The 14,656-nt window shown below is 57.8% G+C and carries 11 protein-coding genes; 1 reads left to right on the forward strand and 10 read right to left on the reverse strand.

What is annotated here, in order from left to right; all coding sequences use genetic code 11:
- Nucleotides 1–162: 162 nt before the first annotated feature.
- The 3 genes from mazG to rlmD all read right to left on the reverse strand — a co-directional run bounded on the left by mazG (nt 163) and on the right by rlmD (nt 4,603).
- The gene (gene mazG, locus ACOTZC_RS09815; protein WP_045404169.1) at nt 163–954 is read right to left on the reverse strand and encodes a nucleoside triphosphate pyrophosphohydrolase; all 792 of its coding nucleotides are present in this window, start codon (nt 952–954) and stop codon (nt 163–165) included.
- 67 nt (nt 955–1,021) lie between these two features.
- Complete coding sequence (gene relA, locus ACOTZC_RS09820) at nt 1,022–3,253, reverse strand: GTP diphosphokinase (protein ID WP_008499628.1); 2,232 nt, start codon at nt 3,251–3,253, stop codon at nt 1,022–1,024.
- Between the two features lie 51 nt (nt 3,254–3,304).
- A complete protein-coding gene (rlmD, locus tag ACOTZC_RS09825; RefSeq protein ID WP_126303054.1) occupies nt 3,305–4,603 on the reverse strand; it encodes a 23S rRNA (uracil(1939)-C(5))-methyltransferase RlmD in 1,299 nt (432 codons plus the stop codon).
- 57 nt (nt 4,604–4,660) lie between these two features.
- On the opposite strand from rlmD, the gene barA reads away from it, so the two are divergent.
- Complete coding sequence (gene barA, locus ACOTZC_RS09830; RefSeq protein ID WP_126785849.1) at nt 4,661–7,420, forward strand: two-component sensor histidine kinase BarA; 2,760 nt, start codon at nt 4,661–4,663, stop codon at nt 7,418–7,420.
- Between the two features lie 95 nt (nt 7,421–7,515).
- Here the strand turns inward: barA and ACOTZC_RS09835 are convergent, their stop codons facing one another.
- From ACOTZC_RS09835 to ACOTZC_RS09865, 7 genes are all read right to left on the reverse strand, one after another.
- On the reverse strand, nt 7,516–8,655 hold the full coding sequence (locus ACOTZC_RS09835) for a glycerate kinase (RefSeq protein WP_248184866.1): 1,140 nt from the start codon (nt 8,653–8,655) through the stop codon (nt 7,516–7,518).
- A gap of 77 nt (nt 8,656–8,732) precedes the next feature.
- Nucleotides 8,733–10,070 carry a glucarate dehydratase gene (gene gudD, locus ACOTZC_RS09840; RefSeq protein WP_248162745.1) on the reverse strand — a complete coding sequence of 446 codons (1,338 nt, stop codon included), beginning with the start codon at nt 10,068–10,070 and terminating at the stop codon, nt 8,733–8,735.
- A 15-nt stretch (nt 10,071–10,085) separates the two neighbouring features.
- Nucleotides 10,086–11,426, reverse strand: a complete 1,341-nt coding sequence (locus tag ACOTZC_RS09845) for a glucarate dehydratase family protein (RefSeq protein ID WP_239633114.1) — start codon at nt 11,424–11,426, stop codon at nt 10,086–10,088.
- Nucleotides 11,426–12,781: a galactarate/glucarate/glycerate transporter GudP gene (gene gudP, locus ACOTZC_RS09850; RefSeq protein WP_045404164.1), complete on the reverse strand. Its 1,356-nt coding sequence runs from the start codon at nt 12,779–12,781 to the stop codon at nt 11,426–11,428. The genes ACOTZC_RS09845 and gudP overlap by 1 nt, the downstream gene beginning before the upstream one ends.
- Nucleotides 12,782–13,076: 295 nt before the next feature.
- Complete coding sequence (locus ACOTZC_RS09855; protein WP_029741558.1) at nt 13,077–13,526, reverse strand: flavodoxin; 450 nt, start codon at nt 13,524–13,526, stop codon at nt 13,077–13,079.
- Between the two features lie 24 nt (nt 13,527–13,550).
- Complete coding sequence (gene truC, locus ACOTZC_RS09860) at nt 13,551–14,327, reverse strand: tRNA pseudouridine(65) synthase TruC (protein WP_045404163.1); 777 nt, start codon at nt 14,325–14,327, stop codon at nt 13,551–13,553.
- Complete coding sequence (locus tag ACOTZC_RS09865) at nt 14,324–14,653, reverse strand: YqcC family protein (RefSeq protein ID WP_033146428.1); 330 nt, start codon at nt 14,651–14,653, stop codon at nt 14,324–14,326. The genes truC and ACOTZC_RS09865 overlap by 4 nt, the downstream gene beginning before the upstream one ends.
- Nucleotides 14,654–14,656: the final 3 nt, after the last annotated feature.

Genomic DNA, 14,656 nt, shown 5'->3' on the forward strand with positions numbered 1-14,656 from the left:
GAACACGGCGAGCGCCACAAACTTTCATTCTCCGTCTCCATTCCAGGCCATGACAAACATAAGGAGTGAGAAAATAGCCCCTTTTGGGTAAATGTTTTTGACGCAAATCAAGCGCTTGTCATTTAAAAAATCACACAAATTGCGCTTGATCGCAAAATCTCGTTACAGATCAGATTCCTGGCGCTTTACTTCCTGCCAGACTTCTTCCATCGCTTCGAGGTCAATTCCGCTCATTTCCAGGCCTCGCGAGGCGACAATCCGCTCAACTTCGCGAAAGCGTCGTTCGAATTTTAGGTTGGCTTTTTGCAGGGCGGTTTCCGCTTTTACACCCAGGTGGCGAGAAAGGTTGACGGTCGCGAACAACAGGTCGCCCATCTCTTCCTCAAGCTTTGCTTCATCCACCACCGCCTGCTGCGCTTCGTGCATGACTTCGTCAATCTCTTCGTGCACTTTATCCAGCACCGGGCCGAGGGAGGTCCAGTCAAAACCGACGGCGGAGCAGCGCTTCTGGATTTTATGCGCGCGCATCAGCGCGGGAAGGCTCAGCGGAATATCATCCAGCGCCGAGTGCTGGGATTTTTCCGCCCGCTCAGCGCTTTTGATCTGCTCCCAGCGGGCCAGCACCTCAGCGCTGTTCCCTGCGGTGGCATCGCCGAAGATATGGGGATGACGGCGCTCAAGCTTGTCGCTGATGGCAGCGCAGATATCGTCAAAGTTAAAGCGCCCTTCTTCCTGCGCCATTTGCGCATAGAACACCACCTGGAACAGCAGATCGCCCAGCTCGCCGCGCAGGTCGTCAAAATCTGCGCGGGAAATAGCGTCCAGCACCTCATAGGTCTCTTCGAGGGTATAAGGCGCGATGGTGGCGAAAGTCTGCTCTTTGTCCCACGGGCAGCCGTTTTCCGGGTCGCGCAGGCGTTTCATGATGCCGAGCAGGCGGTCGATTTGAGTCATAGTGTTTTCCATTAAAAAAACAAGCCGGGCGGCGGCAAAGCCTTACCCGGCCTACAGAAGAGTGTGTTTAACCGCCGTGCAGACGACGCGCGTCTATCACATCCGGCACCTGGTTCAGTTTGCCGAGCACGCGGCCCAGCACCTGCAGGTTGTAGATTTCGATGGTCATATCGATGGTGGCAAGCTGCTCGCGGGTATCGCTGCGGCTGGCGACGCCCAGCACGTTGACCTTCTCGTTGGCGAGAATGGTCGTGATGTCGCGCAGCAGCCCGCTGCGGTCATTGGCAGTGACGCGCACCACCAGCGAGTAGCCAGCGGAATAGCTCTCACCCCAAACCGCTTCCACGATGCGCTCCGGCGCATGCGACTGCAGCTCGGCAAGCTGGTCACAGTCGGAACGGTGAATCGAAATCCCGCGTCCCTGGGTGATAAAGCCGACGATATCGTCGCCCGGAATAGGCTGGCAGCAGCGGGCAATGTGGTGCATCAGGTTACCTACACCCTCGACCACCACGCGGCCGTTGTCTTTACTGCGCTGCTGCGGCGCGTAGGTTTTCTGCTGCAGCTGCTTCAGCGCCGCCGCATCCTGCTCTTCCGCGCTTGGCTTATTGAACTGCGCCTGCAGGAAATTCACCATCTGATTCAGACGAATATCACCGCCGCCAATGGCCGCTAACAGCTCGTCAAGCTCGTTGAAGTTGTAGCGCGGCAGCAGGAATTTTTCCGCCTCTTTCAGGCTTATCCCGATATGCTCCAGCTCGTCGTCGAGGATCTGGCGACCGGCAAGGATGTTCTTGTCACGATCCTGCTTACGGAACCAGGCGTGAATTTTCGAGCGCCCGCGGCTGGTGGTGACGTAGCCCAGGTTAGGGTTAAGCCAGTCCCGACTCGGGTTGGGCTGCTTCTGGGTAATGATTTCAATCTGGTCACCCATCTGCAGCTGATAGGTGAACGGTACAATACGCCCGCCGATTTTCGCCCCGATGCATCGGTGTCCCACATCGCTATGGATATGGTAGGCAAAATCAAGCGGCGTAGAGCCGGCCGGCAGGTCGACAACGTCCCCTTTCGGCGTAAAGACATACACCCGATCGTCAAAGACCTGGCTGCGCACTTCGTCGAGCATCTCGCCGGAATCGGCCATCTCTTCCTGCCACGCAATCAGCTTGCGCAGCCAGGCAATGCGGTCTTCGTGGCCAGAACGCGCCCCACCGGAGGTGCCTTCTTTGTATTTCCAGTGCGCGGCAACGCCCAGCTCGGCGTCTTCATGCATCTGTTTGGTGCGGATCTGAATCTCAACCGTTTTACCGCCAGGGCCAAGCACCACGGTATGGATAGACTGGTAGCCGTTCGGTTTTGGGTTGGCGACATAGTCGTCGAACTCATCGGGCAGATGACGGAAGTGAGTGTGTACTATCCCCAGCGCGGCGTAGCAATCCTGCAGACGCTCCGCCACGATACGCACGGCGCGTACGTCAAACAGCTCGTCAAAGGCGAGGTGTTTCTTCTGCATTTTGCGCCAGATGCTGTAGATATGCTTAGGCCGACCGTAGACTTCGGCGCGCACGTTCTCTTCTTTCATCGCCTGGCGCAGGCCGCCGACAAACTCCTCGATATAGTGCTCGCGGTCGATACGGCGCTCGTGCAGAAGTTTGGCAATCCGTTTATATTCCGCCGGGTGCAGATAGCGGAAGCAGTAATCTTCCAGTTCCCACTTCAGCTGACCAATCCCTAAGCGGTTCGCCAGCGGCGCATAGATGTTCGTACACTCTTTGGCGGCCAGCACGCGCTCGTCTTCCGGCGCATCCTTCACCTCACGCAGATGAGCAATACGCTCTGCAAGCTTGATAACCACGCAGCGGAAATCATCCACCATGGCCAGCAGCATCCGGCGAACGTTATCGACCTGTTCTGAGGAAACGGAATCAGTGTGCGCGGCCTTCAGCTGGCGAATGGCCGCCATATCGCGCACGCCGTGGATCAGCGCGACGACGGATTTCCCGACGCTGTCGCGCAGTACGTCTTCGCTGACCACGTCCGCATCCGCGAGGGGGAAGAGAAGCGCGGCCTGCAGCGTTTCAATATCCATGTTCAGCATGGATAAGATTTCCACCATCTCAACGCCGCGCCACAGGAGAAGATCGGCATCCGGATGCCCCTGCGTGGTGCGCAGACAATAGGCCCAGGTTTCGGTTAAGCGTTCACACGACTGCTGGCTGGAAATTCCCAGACTTGCGATCCATTTTTGTGGGTCAAATTCCCCAGCTTTATTGAGATGTGCACTTCTTACCGCAACCATTGTCCTCTCCTTTAGGGACCTGGGCCTGTCGAAGTCGACAAGCCAAACAAATTAGATGTGCTCGAACAACACCATCGATTCCAGATGTCCAGTGTGCGGGAACATGTCCAGCATTGCCAGACGCTGAATCTGGTAACCCGCGCTGATTAATGCCTCGCTGTCCCGGGCAAGCGTTGCCGGGTTACAGGAAACATAGACCACACGCTTCGGCGCGAGTTTAATAATATGTGCCATCACACCCGGGGCACCGGCACGCGCCGGGTCGAGCAAAATTTTATCAAAGCCCTGCTTTGCCCACGGCTGTTGGGTGACATCTTCCTCAAGATTTTGATGAAAGAATGTCACATTTTGCAAGCCGTTCTGCAGCGCGTTCTCCTGCCCTTTAGCCACCAGCGCCTCAACGCCTTCCACGCCGACGACGCTGGCCGCTTCTCGCGCCAGCGGCAGCGTGAAGTTGCCCATTCCGCAGAACAGGTCGAGCACCCGATCGCTTTTCTGGACGTCCAGCCACGTCAGCGCTTTCTCAACCATCAGTTGGTTAACGCCATCATTCACCTGAATGAAATCCCGCGGGCTGAACGTTAAGCGTAGCCCGTTTGACGCATACCAGGGCGCCTCACCGGTAACCTGCTCAAGTATCTCGCTTTGTGGTGCAAGGAAAAGCGCCAGGTCGTGGGAATGCGAAAAGCGTTCCAGTTTTTCGCGATCTTTTTTCGACAACGGCGCGGTATGGCGCAGGACCATCAGCGGTCCATTGTTTGCCATGACCAGTTCGACATGCCCGAGATGGCGAACGCCGTCCAGCCCGGAAAGACAGGTGCGCACTTCCGGAAGTAATGCCTCAAGATGGGGCACCAAAATGGGGCACTGCTGCACATCGACAATGTCGCTGGAACCGGCCTTGCGAAACCCCATCTCCAGCCGAGCCGTTTTTGGCTGATAGCTGAGGCTCAGGCGCGCGCGTCGACGATAGCCCCAGGGCACATCGGCGAGAATTTCGTTAACGTCATGTTTAAGCTGACGCGCCAGCGCGCGGCTTTTGCTTTTTTGCTGTAATTCTGTGCTCGCATGCTGTTGCTGGCAGCCCCCGCAAACGCCAAAATGTGGGCAGCGGGGCTTCACGCGCTCCGGGCTATCGTTGAGGCGACGCTTAACCTGTCCGCGCGCGAACTGGCGTTTATCTTCCGTCAGCGTAATTTCTGCTCGTTCTGTTGGCAGTAAACCTGTTATAAACAGAGCTTTACCATTGTGACGTGCCACTCCCTGACCAAACGGATCGAGGTCCGTGGCTTCAACAGTAATGATTTGACGCGTCGTCACGCGTCGCTTTGCAGAGTAGAATTGCGCCATCGCCGAGATTTTTCTCACATAAACATAATTATCTTAATTGTCCCATAACGGAACGCCATGACCAACTACAGCCTGCGCGCGCGCATGATGATTTTGATCCTCGCCCCCACCGTTCTCATCGGTTTGCTGCTGAGTATCTTCTTTGTGGTGCACCGCTATAACGATTTGCAGCGGCAGCTGGAGGATGCAGGTGCCAGCATTATCGAACCGCTTGCCGTGTCCAGCGAGTACGGCATGAACCTGCAAAACCGCGAATCCATTGGTCAGTTAATCAGCGTGCTCCACCGCCGCCACTCGGACATCGTACGCGCCATTTCCGTTTACGACGAACATAACCGCCTGTTTGTCACCTCGAATTTTCATCTCGATCCGGCGGCTCTGAAGATCCCGGACGGTACGCCATTCCCGCGCCACCTCACCGTACTGCGGCGCGGCGATATCATGATCCTGCGCACGCCGATCGTATCGGAAAGCTATTCCCCCGATGAGTCTGCGCAATCCGATGCCAAATCCAGCAACAATATGCTGGGATATGTGGCGCTGGAGCTGGATCTCAAGTCGGTCCGGCTACAGCAGTACAAAGAAATTTTTATCTCTGGCGTGATGATGCTGTTCTGCATTGGCATTGCGCTGATCTTCGGCTGGCGCCTGATGCGCGACGTGACGGGCCCCATCCGCAACATGGTTAATACGGTTGACCGCATCCGCCGCGGCCAGCTCGACAGCCGGGTGGAAGGGTTTATGCTGGGTGAGCTGGACATGCTGAAGAACGGCATCAACTCGATGGCCATGTCGCTGGCGGCGTATCACGAAGAGATGCAGCACAACGTTGACCAGGCCACGTCCGACCTGCGCGAAACGCTGGAGCAGATGGAGATCCAGAACGTTGAGCTGGATCTGGCGAAAAAGCGCGCCCAGGAAGCGGCACGTATTAAGTCGGAATTCCTTGCCAATATGTCTCACGAGCTGCGTACGCCGCTCAATGGCGTGATCGGCTTTACCCGCCTGACGCTGAAAAGCGAGCTTAACCCGACTCAGCGCGATCACCTGCACACCATTGAACGTTCGGCCAACAACCTGCTGGCGATCATCAACGACGTGCTCGACTTCTCCAAGCTGGAAGCGGGCAAGCTGATCCTGGAGAGTATTCCGTTCCCGCTGCGCAGTACGCTCGATGAGGTGGTGACGCTGCTCGCGCACTCGTCGCACGACAAAGGCCTTGAGCTGACGCTTAATATTAAAAACGACGTGCCGGATAACGTCATTGGCGATCCGCTGCGCCTACAGCAGGTCATTACCAACCTTGTCGGGAATGCGATTAAATTCACCGAAAGCGGTAACATCGACATTCTGGTAGAAAAACGCTCCATCAGCAGCAATAAGGTGCAGATTGAAGTCCAGATCCGCGATACCGGCATCGGTATTCCTGAGCGGGATCAGTCGCGTCTGTTCCAGGCGTTCCGTCAGGCGGACGCCAGTATCTCCCGCCGTCATGGCGGTACCGGCCTGGGGCTGGTGATCACCCAGCGCCTGGTGAACGAGATGGGCGGCGATATCTCTTTCCACAGCCAGCCGAACCGTGGTTCAACCTTCTGGTTCCACATTAATCTGGACCTCAATCCGAATGTCCTGACCGATGGCCCGGTGACGGACTGCCTGAAAGGCAAGCGTCTGGCCTACGTCGAACCTAACGCGGCGGCCGCGCAGTGCGCGCTCGATATTTTAAGCACCACGCCGCTGGAGGTGGTCTACAGCCCAACCTTCTCAGCGCTTGCCGTTGAGCACTACGATATTCTGCTGATGGGGATCCCGGTTACCTTCACCGGCGAGCTGACCATGCAGCAGGAGCGGCTGGCGAAAGCCGCCTCAATGACCGACTATCTGCTGCTGGCGCTGCCCTGCCACGCCCAGATTAATGCAGAGGAGTTGAAAAACGACGGAGCCGCCGCGTGTCTGCTGAAGCCGCTCACCTCGACCCGCCTCCTGCCCGCGCTCACGGAGTATTGCCGTCTTAGCCAGCATGCTCTCCCGCTGATTAACGATGAGCAAAAATTGCCCATGAGCGTGATGGCGGTGGATGATAATCAAGCCAACCTGAAGCTGATTGGCGCATTACTTGAAGACCAGGTTCAGCACGTTGAGCTGTGCACCAGCGGCGCGCAGGCGGTTGAACAGGCGAAGCAGATGCAGTTCGATTTAATCCTGATGGATATTCAGATGCCGGGCATGGATGGCATTCGGGCCTGCGAGCTGATCCACCAGCTGCCGCACCAGCAGCAAACCCCGGTCATTGCGGTCACCGCGCACGCGATGGCCGGTCAGAAAGAGAAGCTGCTGAGCGCCGGAATGAATGACTATCTGGCGAAGCCCATCGATGAAGAGAAACTTCATAATCTGCTGTTACGCTATAAGCCGGGTCACATTGGCGGGACGTACACGGTTTCCAGCGAGCCGGTTGAAATCAGCGTTAACCAGAACGCCACCTTTGACTGGCAGCTTGCCCTGCGCCAGGCGGCGGGTAAACCCGATTTAGCCCGCGAAATGCTGCAAATGCTGGTCGCGTTTCTGCCGGAAATTCGCAATAAGGTGGAAGAGCAGCTGGTGGGTGAAAATCCGGAAGCGCTGCTGGAAGCGATCCACAAGCTGCACGGCAGCTGCGGGTACAGCGGCGTACCGCGGCTGAAAAACCTTTGCCAGCTGCTGGAGCAGCAGCTGCGTGCCGGCACGCCGGAATCGGAGCTTGAACCGGAGTTCCTGGAGCTGCTGGATGAGATGGATAACGTAACGCGCGAAGCGATGAAGGTGTTGGGGAACTGAGATAAAAGCCCGGTGGCGCTTCGCTTACCGGGCCTGCAATTGCGGGTGCGGCCTGATGCCCTCACTCCGATCCTCTCCCACAGGGAGAGGGAGAACTACATTCCCTGCCCCACTTTCAGCACCGCCGCGATATTCCTGGCGGCCATCCTGACGTTCTCGCTGGCATTTTCCAGCGCATCTTCCAGCGAGCAGATGGTGTAGATCACGCTAAACACCGCATCAATGCCGTGATCGTGTACTACGCCAACGTCCGCCGTCAGGCTGCCTGCAATGCCGATGACGGGTTTGTTAAAGCGTTTCGCCACTTTCGCTACGCCCACCGGAACTTTGCCGTGGATCGTCTGGCTGTCGATGCGGCCTTCTCCCGTGATCACCAGATCAGCATCGGCCACCTGGTCGGCCAGGTGTAGCGCATCGGTCACGATCTCAATACCCTGGCGAAGCTGCGCGCCGCAAAAAGCGTACAGCGCGGCCCCCATGCCACCCGCCGCGCCGCCGCCAGCAAGGTTTAGCACGTCGATATCCAGATCCCGGGCAATGACTCTCGCGTACTGCGCCAGCGCGTTGTCCAGGGTGACGATCATCTCGGGAGTGGCCCCCTTTTGCGGGCCAAATACGGCTGACGCGCCATCCTTACCGGTGAGCGGATTCGTCACATCACAGGCGACCTCTATCCGGCACTCCGCCAGACGTCTGTCCAGCCCGCTCAGGTCGATACGCGCGAGTTTTCCCAGCTCGCCCCCGCCCTGCCCAAGGGGCTGCCCGCTGTCGTCCAGCAGCTTTGCCCCCAACGCCTGCACCATCCCTGCTCCGCCGTCATTGGTGGCGCTGCCGCCAATGCCGATGATGATATGCTTAACGCCCGCATCCAGCGCGTGACGAATAAGTTCGCCCGTGCCCCAGGAGGTGGTTTTCAGGGGGTTGCGCTGCGAAGGGACGACCAGCTCCAGGCCGCTTGCCGCCGCCATTTCAATAAAGGCACTCTGCTCGTCACCGGATAAGCCATAAAACCCTTCAACGCGCTTACCCAGCGGGCCGGTCACCGGAACATGCACAATGCGTCCCCGCGTTGCCGCGATCATCGCCTCAACCGTCCCTTCGCCACCGTCCGCGACCGGCAGTTTGACGTAAACCGCCTCGGGAAAGATCTCGCGAAAACCACGCTCTATCGCTGTCGCAACCTCAAGCGCACTCAAACTTTCCTTATACGAGTCCGGTGCGATAACAATTTTCATAAGCCATCCTTACGCATAGTCATTACGTTAAGCATACACCACGTAAAAGACCGCTAATGGGAGCGGTCCCAATGCGTTTATCGTACCATGCACGGGCGTTTATTGTCGAATGTCCAGTCGGGGCTCAGATACTGCATCGCCATCGCATCGTCGCGCGCGCCCAGACCGTGTTTTTGATACAGCTCATGGGCTTTCATAACCTGGTCCATATCCAGCTCAACCCCTAGCCCCGGCGTGGAAGGCACCTGCACCATGCCACCTATGATCTCAAACGGCCGCTTAGTCAGACGCTGATTACCTTCCTGCCAGATCCAGTGCGTGTCGATAGCGGTAATCGTGCCCGGCGCGGCGGCGGCAACGTGCGTGAACATCGCCAGCGACACGTCGAAGTGGTTATTAGAGTGCGAGCCCCAGGTCAGGCCAAACTCGTGGCACATTTGCGCCACGCGCACCGACCCCTGCATCGTCCAGAAGTGCGGGTCAGCCAGCGGAATATCGACGGACTGCAATGACAGGGTGTGTCCCATCTGACGCCAGTCGGTGGCAATCATATTAGTCGCGGTCGGCAGCCCCGTGGCGCGACGGAATTCCGCCATGACTTCACGGCCAGAGAAGCCCTGTTCAGCCCCACACGGATCTTCCGCATACGCCAGCACGCCTTTCAGCTGCTTACCAATTTTGATCGCTTCATCAAGCGACCACGCGCCGTTCGGATCCAGCGTCACGCGCGCCTGCGGGAAACGTTTTGCCAGCGCGGTGACGGCTTCCGCCTCTTCCTCACCGGCCAGCACGCCGCCCTTCAGTTTGAAATCATTAAAGCCATATTTTTCGTACGCGGCTTCCGCCAGGCGCACCACCGCATCCGGGGTCATCGCCTCGTCGTGGCGAAGTCGATACCAGTCGCATTGTTCATCCGGCTGGCTCTGATAAGGCAATGGCGTCAGCCTGCGGTCGCCGACAAAGAAAAGATAGCCCAGCATTTCCACTTCGCTGCGCTGCTGCCCCTCGCCCAACAGCGAGGCAACGTTAACGCCCAGATGCTGACCCAGCAGATCCAGCATCGCGGATTCAATCCCGGTCACCACGTGAATGGTGGTGCGCAGATCGAAGGTCTGCAGGCCACGCCCTCCGGCATCGCGATCGGCAAAGGTATTGCGCACGGTGTTGAGGACATTTTTGTACTCGCCCAGCGTTTTGCCCACCACCAGCGGAATGGCATCTTCCAGCGTCTGGCGGATCTTCTCCCCGCCCGGAATTTCGCCCACGCCCGTATGGCCGGAATTGTCTTTGATAATGACAATATTGCGGGTGAAGAATGGCGCATGCGCGCCGCTCAGGTTCATCAGCATGCTGTCATGGCCCGCAACCGGAACGATCTGCATGGCGGTGACTACAGGGGTAGAAAAAGTACTCATCGTGTAATCCTTTTATCAGTGACGTCCAAAAACAGGGCGCTTACGGTCAAATGTCCAGCCGGGGATCAGGTACTGCATCGGGCCCGCGTCGTTACGCGCGCCGCCCGGTAGCTTTTTATACGCCTCATGGGCTTTATGGATCTGATCCCAGTCAATCTCCACGCCCAACCCCGGCGCATCCGGTACGGCAATCTTGCCGTTGATGATTTCCAGCGGATTTTTCGTCAGGCGGGCTTCCCCTTCCTGCCAAATCCAGTGGGTGTCGATGGCGGTCGGGTTACCCGGCGCCGCCGCGCCAACGTGGGTAAACATCGCCAGCGAAATATCAAAGTGGTTGTTCGAGTGACAGCCCCAGGTCAGCCCCCAGTCATCGCACAGCTGCGCCACGCGCACTGCACCTGAAAGCGTCCAGAAGTGAGGGTCCGCCAGCGGTATGTCGACGGCGTTCAGCATCACCGCATGGCCCATTTCACGCCAGTTGGTGGCGATCATATTGGTCGCGACAGGCAGCCCGGTGGCGCGACGGAACTCAGCCATGACTTCACGGCCCGAGAAGCCCTGCTCCGCACCGCAGGGATCTTCCGCATAGGTCAGGACATCCCCCAGCCCTTTGCACAGGCTAATTGCTTCATCCAGCAGCCAGGCGCCGTTCGGGTCAACGGTGATCCGCGCATCCATAAAGCGTTTTTTCAGCGCCCGGACCGTTTCAATCTCCTGCTCGCCGGGCAGCACGCCGCCCTTCAGCTTGAAATCCTTGAAGCCGTAGCGATCCTGCGCCGCCTCGGCCAGCCGCACCACCGCGTCGCTGGAGAGCGCTTCCTGGTGGCGCAGGCGATACCAGTCGTGATCGCCCGTGGATCGAGCCAGATAAGGGAGATCGGTCTTATTGCGATCGCCAACGTAGAACAGATAGCCCAGCACCGTTACCGCATCGCGCTGTTTGCCTGGCCCCAGCAGCTCGCAAACCGGAACATTGAGCGCCTTACCCAGCAAGTCGAGCAGGGCGGCCTCCAGCGCGGCGACCGCATTGACGCGCAGTTCAAACGTCCAGGCACCTTTACCGAACGTCTCAAAGTCCGCCGACTGATTGCCCTTATGCACCCGCTGAACGACCTTGTTCAGACGGGCGACCTCCTGGCCCACCACCTGCGGAATGGCATCGACCAGCGTCTGGTAGATCACCTCTCCGCCCGGGGCTTCGCCCACGCCGGTATTCCCTGCGCTGTCTTTCAGCACGACGATATTACGGGTAAACCAGGCGCTATGCGCACCGCCAATGTTGAGCAGCATGCTGTCCTGTCCGGCTACCGGAATGACCTTCATCTCCGTAACGGTTGGGCTCGATTGCGTTGTCATCATCCACGCTCCGCAACAGGTTTAAGTTCGACGCGTTTGATATCCCCAACCAGCACCAGGTAACTCAGCACCGCCACCAGCGCATGCACACCCACGTAGATCAGCGCACCGTTGAAAGAGCCGGTGGTGCCGACGATGTAGCCGATAGCGATAGGCGTAACAATCCCGGAGATATTGCCGAACATGTTGAACAGTCCGCCGCTCAGGCCGCTGATCTCCTTCGGCGCCGTATCCGCCATCACCGCCCAGCCCAGCGCGCCAATGCCTTTGCCGAAGAAGGCCATCGCCATAAAGCCGATAATCATCCATTCGGCGTTGACGTAGTTACAGAACACCATGGTCATGGAGAGCAGCATGCCGAGCACAATCGGGGTTTTACGCGCGATGTTCAGCGAGCCGGTCCGGCGCATCAGCCAGTCGGAAATCACTCCGCCGAGCACGCCGCCGACGAAGCCGCAGATTGCCGGGACCGACGCGACAAATCCCGCTTTCAGAATCGACATGCCGCGAGCCTGCACCAGGTACACCGGGAACCAGGTGATGAAGAAGTAGGTTAAGGCGTTAATACAGTACTGGCCCAGATAGATGCCGATCATCATGCGCGAGCCGACGAGCTGCTTGATCTGCGCCCATTTCTGGCTGAACGGGACTTTTGCTTTTGCGGATTTCTGATCCATGTTGATCAGCGCGCCGCCTTCAGCAATGTACTCCAGCTCTTTTTTGTTCACGCCTGGATGCTGGTTGGGTTCGTGGATCACTTTCAGCCAGATAAAGCTGATGACGATCCCAAGCCCGCCCATAAAGAAGAAAACGTGTGACCAGCCCACCTCATGGGTCAGCCAGCCCATAATGGGCGCAAAGATCACCGTCGCGAAGTACTGTGCGGAGTTAAAAATCGCCACCGCCGTTCCCCTCTCCTGCGCCGGGAACCAGGCCGCCACAATGCGGCTGTTACCCGGGAAGGAAGGTGCTTCCGCTAAGCCTACCAGGAAGCGCAGCGTGAAGAGCGCCACGATAATGCCGAAGCCGCTGAAGATATCGACGAAACCCTGCAACAGGGTAAACATCGACCAGATAAAAATGGACCAGAAATAGACGCGTTTAGATCCAAAACGGTCCAGCAGCCAGCCGCCAGGAATTTGCCCGATGACGTAGGCCCATGAGAATGCGGAGAAAACGTAACCCATGCCCACCGGATCAAGGCCGATATCTTTTGCCATTTCCGAACCGGCAATCGACAGCGTGGCGCGGTCACCATAGTTAAAGGATGTGACGATAAACAGCATCACCACTATCCAGTAGCGGGCGTTGGTGCGCTTTTCAGCGCTGCTCGCTGCGTGGCTTAATGTACTCATTGTTGCACTCCTGAAACATAGCTTTCGCCTGGTTCATTCTGTACAGCACCGGTAGGGTAATCAGAATGAGATTGGTGTTTTGTCGTTTTGGTACGGCCTGACGCCGTTTTATAGTGACCGGAAAAGTATATGAAGGAGTGCCTCATCACCTCACCGTGCAGAAACACAGTATTAAAGGGTGTATGAGAGGTTGTTTATGGCATAAGCCCAGGGGAATGGAAGGTGGTTCACGGAATTGGCGTTTGGAGCGGGATGTATCGCCGGGCGGCGGCTACGCCTGACCCGGCCTACACAACTATTTAAGGAGAGTTGCCCAGTGCTCGACCCACGGGTTCGATTCGCTTTCGGGTTCAGGATGCTCCCCGGCATCAATCAGCAGCATCTCGCCGACGCGCTGGGCGCTCTGTTCCTGCAGGAGCGCATCGAACTGCTTGCCGCCGCCGCAGAAGTTAGCGTAAGAGCTGTCGCCCAGAGCAATGATGCCGTAGTGCACGTCCGGCTGATAGCCAAGCTGGTCTTTAATTCCCTGGAAAAGCGGCACGATGCTGTCCGGCAGATCGCCCTGCCCGGTGGTGGAGGTCACCACCAGAATGTATTTATCTTTATACTTTTCCCAGTCTGCCAGTTCCGGATCTTCATAGACCGTGGCTTTATGGCCCTGGCTGGCGAGTATTGCCTCAGCCTCTTCCGCTACCAGCAGCGAGTTGCCGTACATTGTCCCGACAAAAATGCCTACTTCAGCCATGCTATTTTCCCATAATGAATGCGTTTACCGTTCATCCTGAACGTTGCCCGATACAAACTCAACCCTTTCATTTTCGGGGAGTTGTCCCAGCCAGCCAAACTGTGACAGCGCCTGCATCCAGACGTCGTCCAGCCCAGCACGGATAGTCAGCGGCTCGCCGGTAAACGGGTGCGTCAGGCTCAGCTCGCTGGCGTGCAGCATCAGACGATGGCAGCCAAAGTGTTCGGCCGCACTGCGGTTCTGGCGCAAATCACCGTGTTTGCTGTCGCCAATAATCGGATGGCGCAGGTGCGCAAGATGGCGTCGCAGCTGGTGCTTACGCCCGGTTTTAGGCAGAAGCTCAACCAGGCTGTAGCGTGTGGTCGGAAATTTGCTGGTGGCCACCGGCATTTCGGTCGTCGCCATGCCGCGATAATCCGTCACTGCGGGCTGCGGACCTTTGTCATCGCGGGCAAATTTATCGGCGATTTTGTCCAGTTCCTCCACCAGCGGATAGTCCAGCGTGGCGGCTTCCGTCAGCCAGCCGCGCACGATCGCGTGATAGCGCTTTTGCATCTGATGCTGTTCAAACTGCTGTGACAGCAGGCGTCCCGACTCACTGGAAAGCCCCATCAGCAGCACGCCGGAGGTCGGCCTGTCGAGACGATGGGCGGTAAAAACATGCTGACCAATCTGATCGCGAACGGTCTGCATCACCACCACCTTCTCATCGCGATCGAGCCAGCTGCGGTGTACCAGCCAGCCTGACGGTTTATTCACCGCCACCAGCCACTCGTCCTGATAGAGGATCTCAAGCGTCATGCATCTTCACCGGCAAACAGGGCATCCAGTTTTTCCAGTTCGACCAGCATCACGTCGCGCGCAGGGTGCGTCGTCTCGAGCGCCATTTCATAGTAGGGAGAGACAGCAAACGCCTGCGGAAGCGGGTGACCGCCCTCAAGCAGGGCGTGCATGCGCGGAATTAACACCCACTGCAGCCATTCAAACGGGGCCAGCGTATCCAGGCAGAAGGGCTGAGTGCTCGCGAACGCTTCTGGCTGCGGCGCGGTCTCCTGCCACAGCTGATGTTGGCGCAAAAGGGCTTCGATGGCGTGCAACTGAGCACGAACGCTATCGTGTTGCGTCATAGT

It is taken from the genome of Enterobacter cloacae complex sp. SHL009, assembly GCF_049237205.1.
GTDB lineage: Bacteria > Pseudomonadota > Gammaproteobacteria > Enterobacterales > Enterobacteriaceae > Enterobacter > Enterobacter cloacae_M.

What these genes read in the sequence shown, in the direction of transcription:
- ACOTZC_RS09865 (WP_033146428.1), bottom strand. Translation starts at nt 14,653, where the DNA reads ATGACGCAACACGATAGCGTTCGTGCTCAGTTGCACGCCATCGAAGCC.
- barA (WP_126785849.1), top strand. Translation starts at nt 4,661, where the DNA reads ATGACCAACTACAGCCTGCGCGCGCGCATGATGATTTTGATCCTCGCC.
- gudD (WP_248162745.1), bottom strand. Translation starts at nt 10,070, where the DNA reads ATGAGTACTTTTTCTACCCCTGTAGTCACCGCCATGCAGATCGTTCCG.
- relA (WP_008499628.1), bottom strand. Translation starts at nt 3,253, where the DNA reads ATGGTTGCGGTAAGAAGTGCACATCTCAATAAAGCTGGGGAATTTGAC.
- mazG (WP_045404169.1), bottom strand. Translation starts at nt 954, where the DNA reads ATGACTCAAATCGACCGCCTGCTCGGCATCATGAAACGCCTGCGCGAC.
- ACOTZC_RS09855 (WP_029741558.1), bottom strand. Translation starts at nt 13,526, where the DNA reads ATGGCTGAAGTAGGCATTTTTGTCGGGACAATGTACGGCAACTCGCTG.
- truC (WP_045404163.1), bottom strand. Translation starts at nt 14,327, where the DNA reads ATGACGCTTGAGATCCTCTATCAGGACGAGTGGCTGGTGGCGGTGAAT.
- ACOTZC_RS09835 (WP_248184866.1), bottom strand. Translation starts at nt 8,655, where the DNA reads ATGAAAATTGTTATCGCACCGGACTCGTATAAGGAAAGTTTGAGTGCG.
- ACOTZC_RS09845 (WP_239633114.1), bottom strand. Translation starts at nt 11,426, where the DNA reads ATGACAACGCAATCGAGCCCAACCGTTACGGAGATGAAGGTCATTCCG.
- gudP (WP_045404164.1), bottom strand. Translation starts at nt 12,781, where the DNA reads ATGAGTACATTAAGCCACGCAGCGAGCAGCGCTGAAAAGCGCACCAAC.
- rlmD (WP_126303054.1), bottom strand. Translation starts at nt 4,603, where the DNA reads ATGGCGCAATTCTACTCTGCAAAGCGACGCGTGACGACGCGTCAAATC.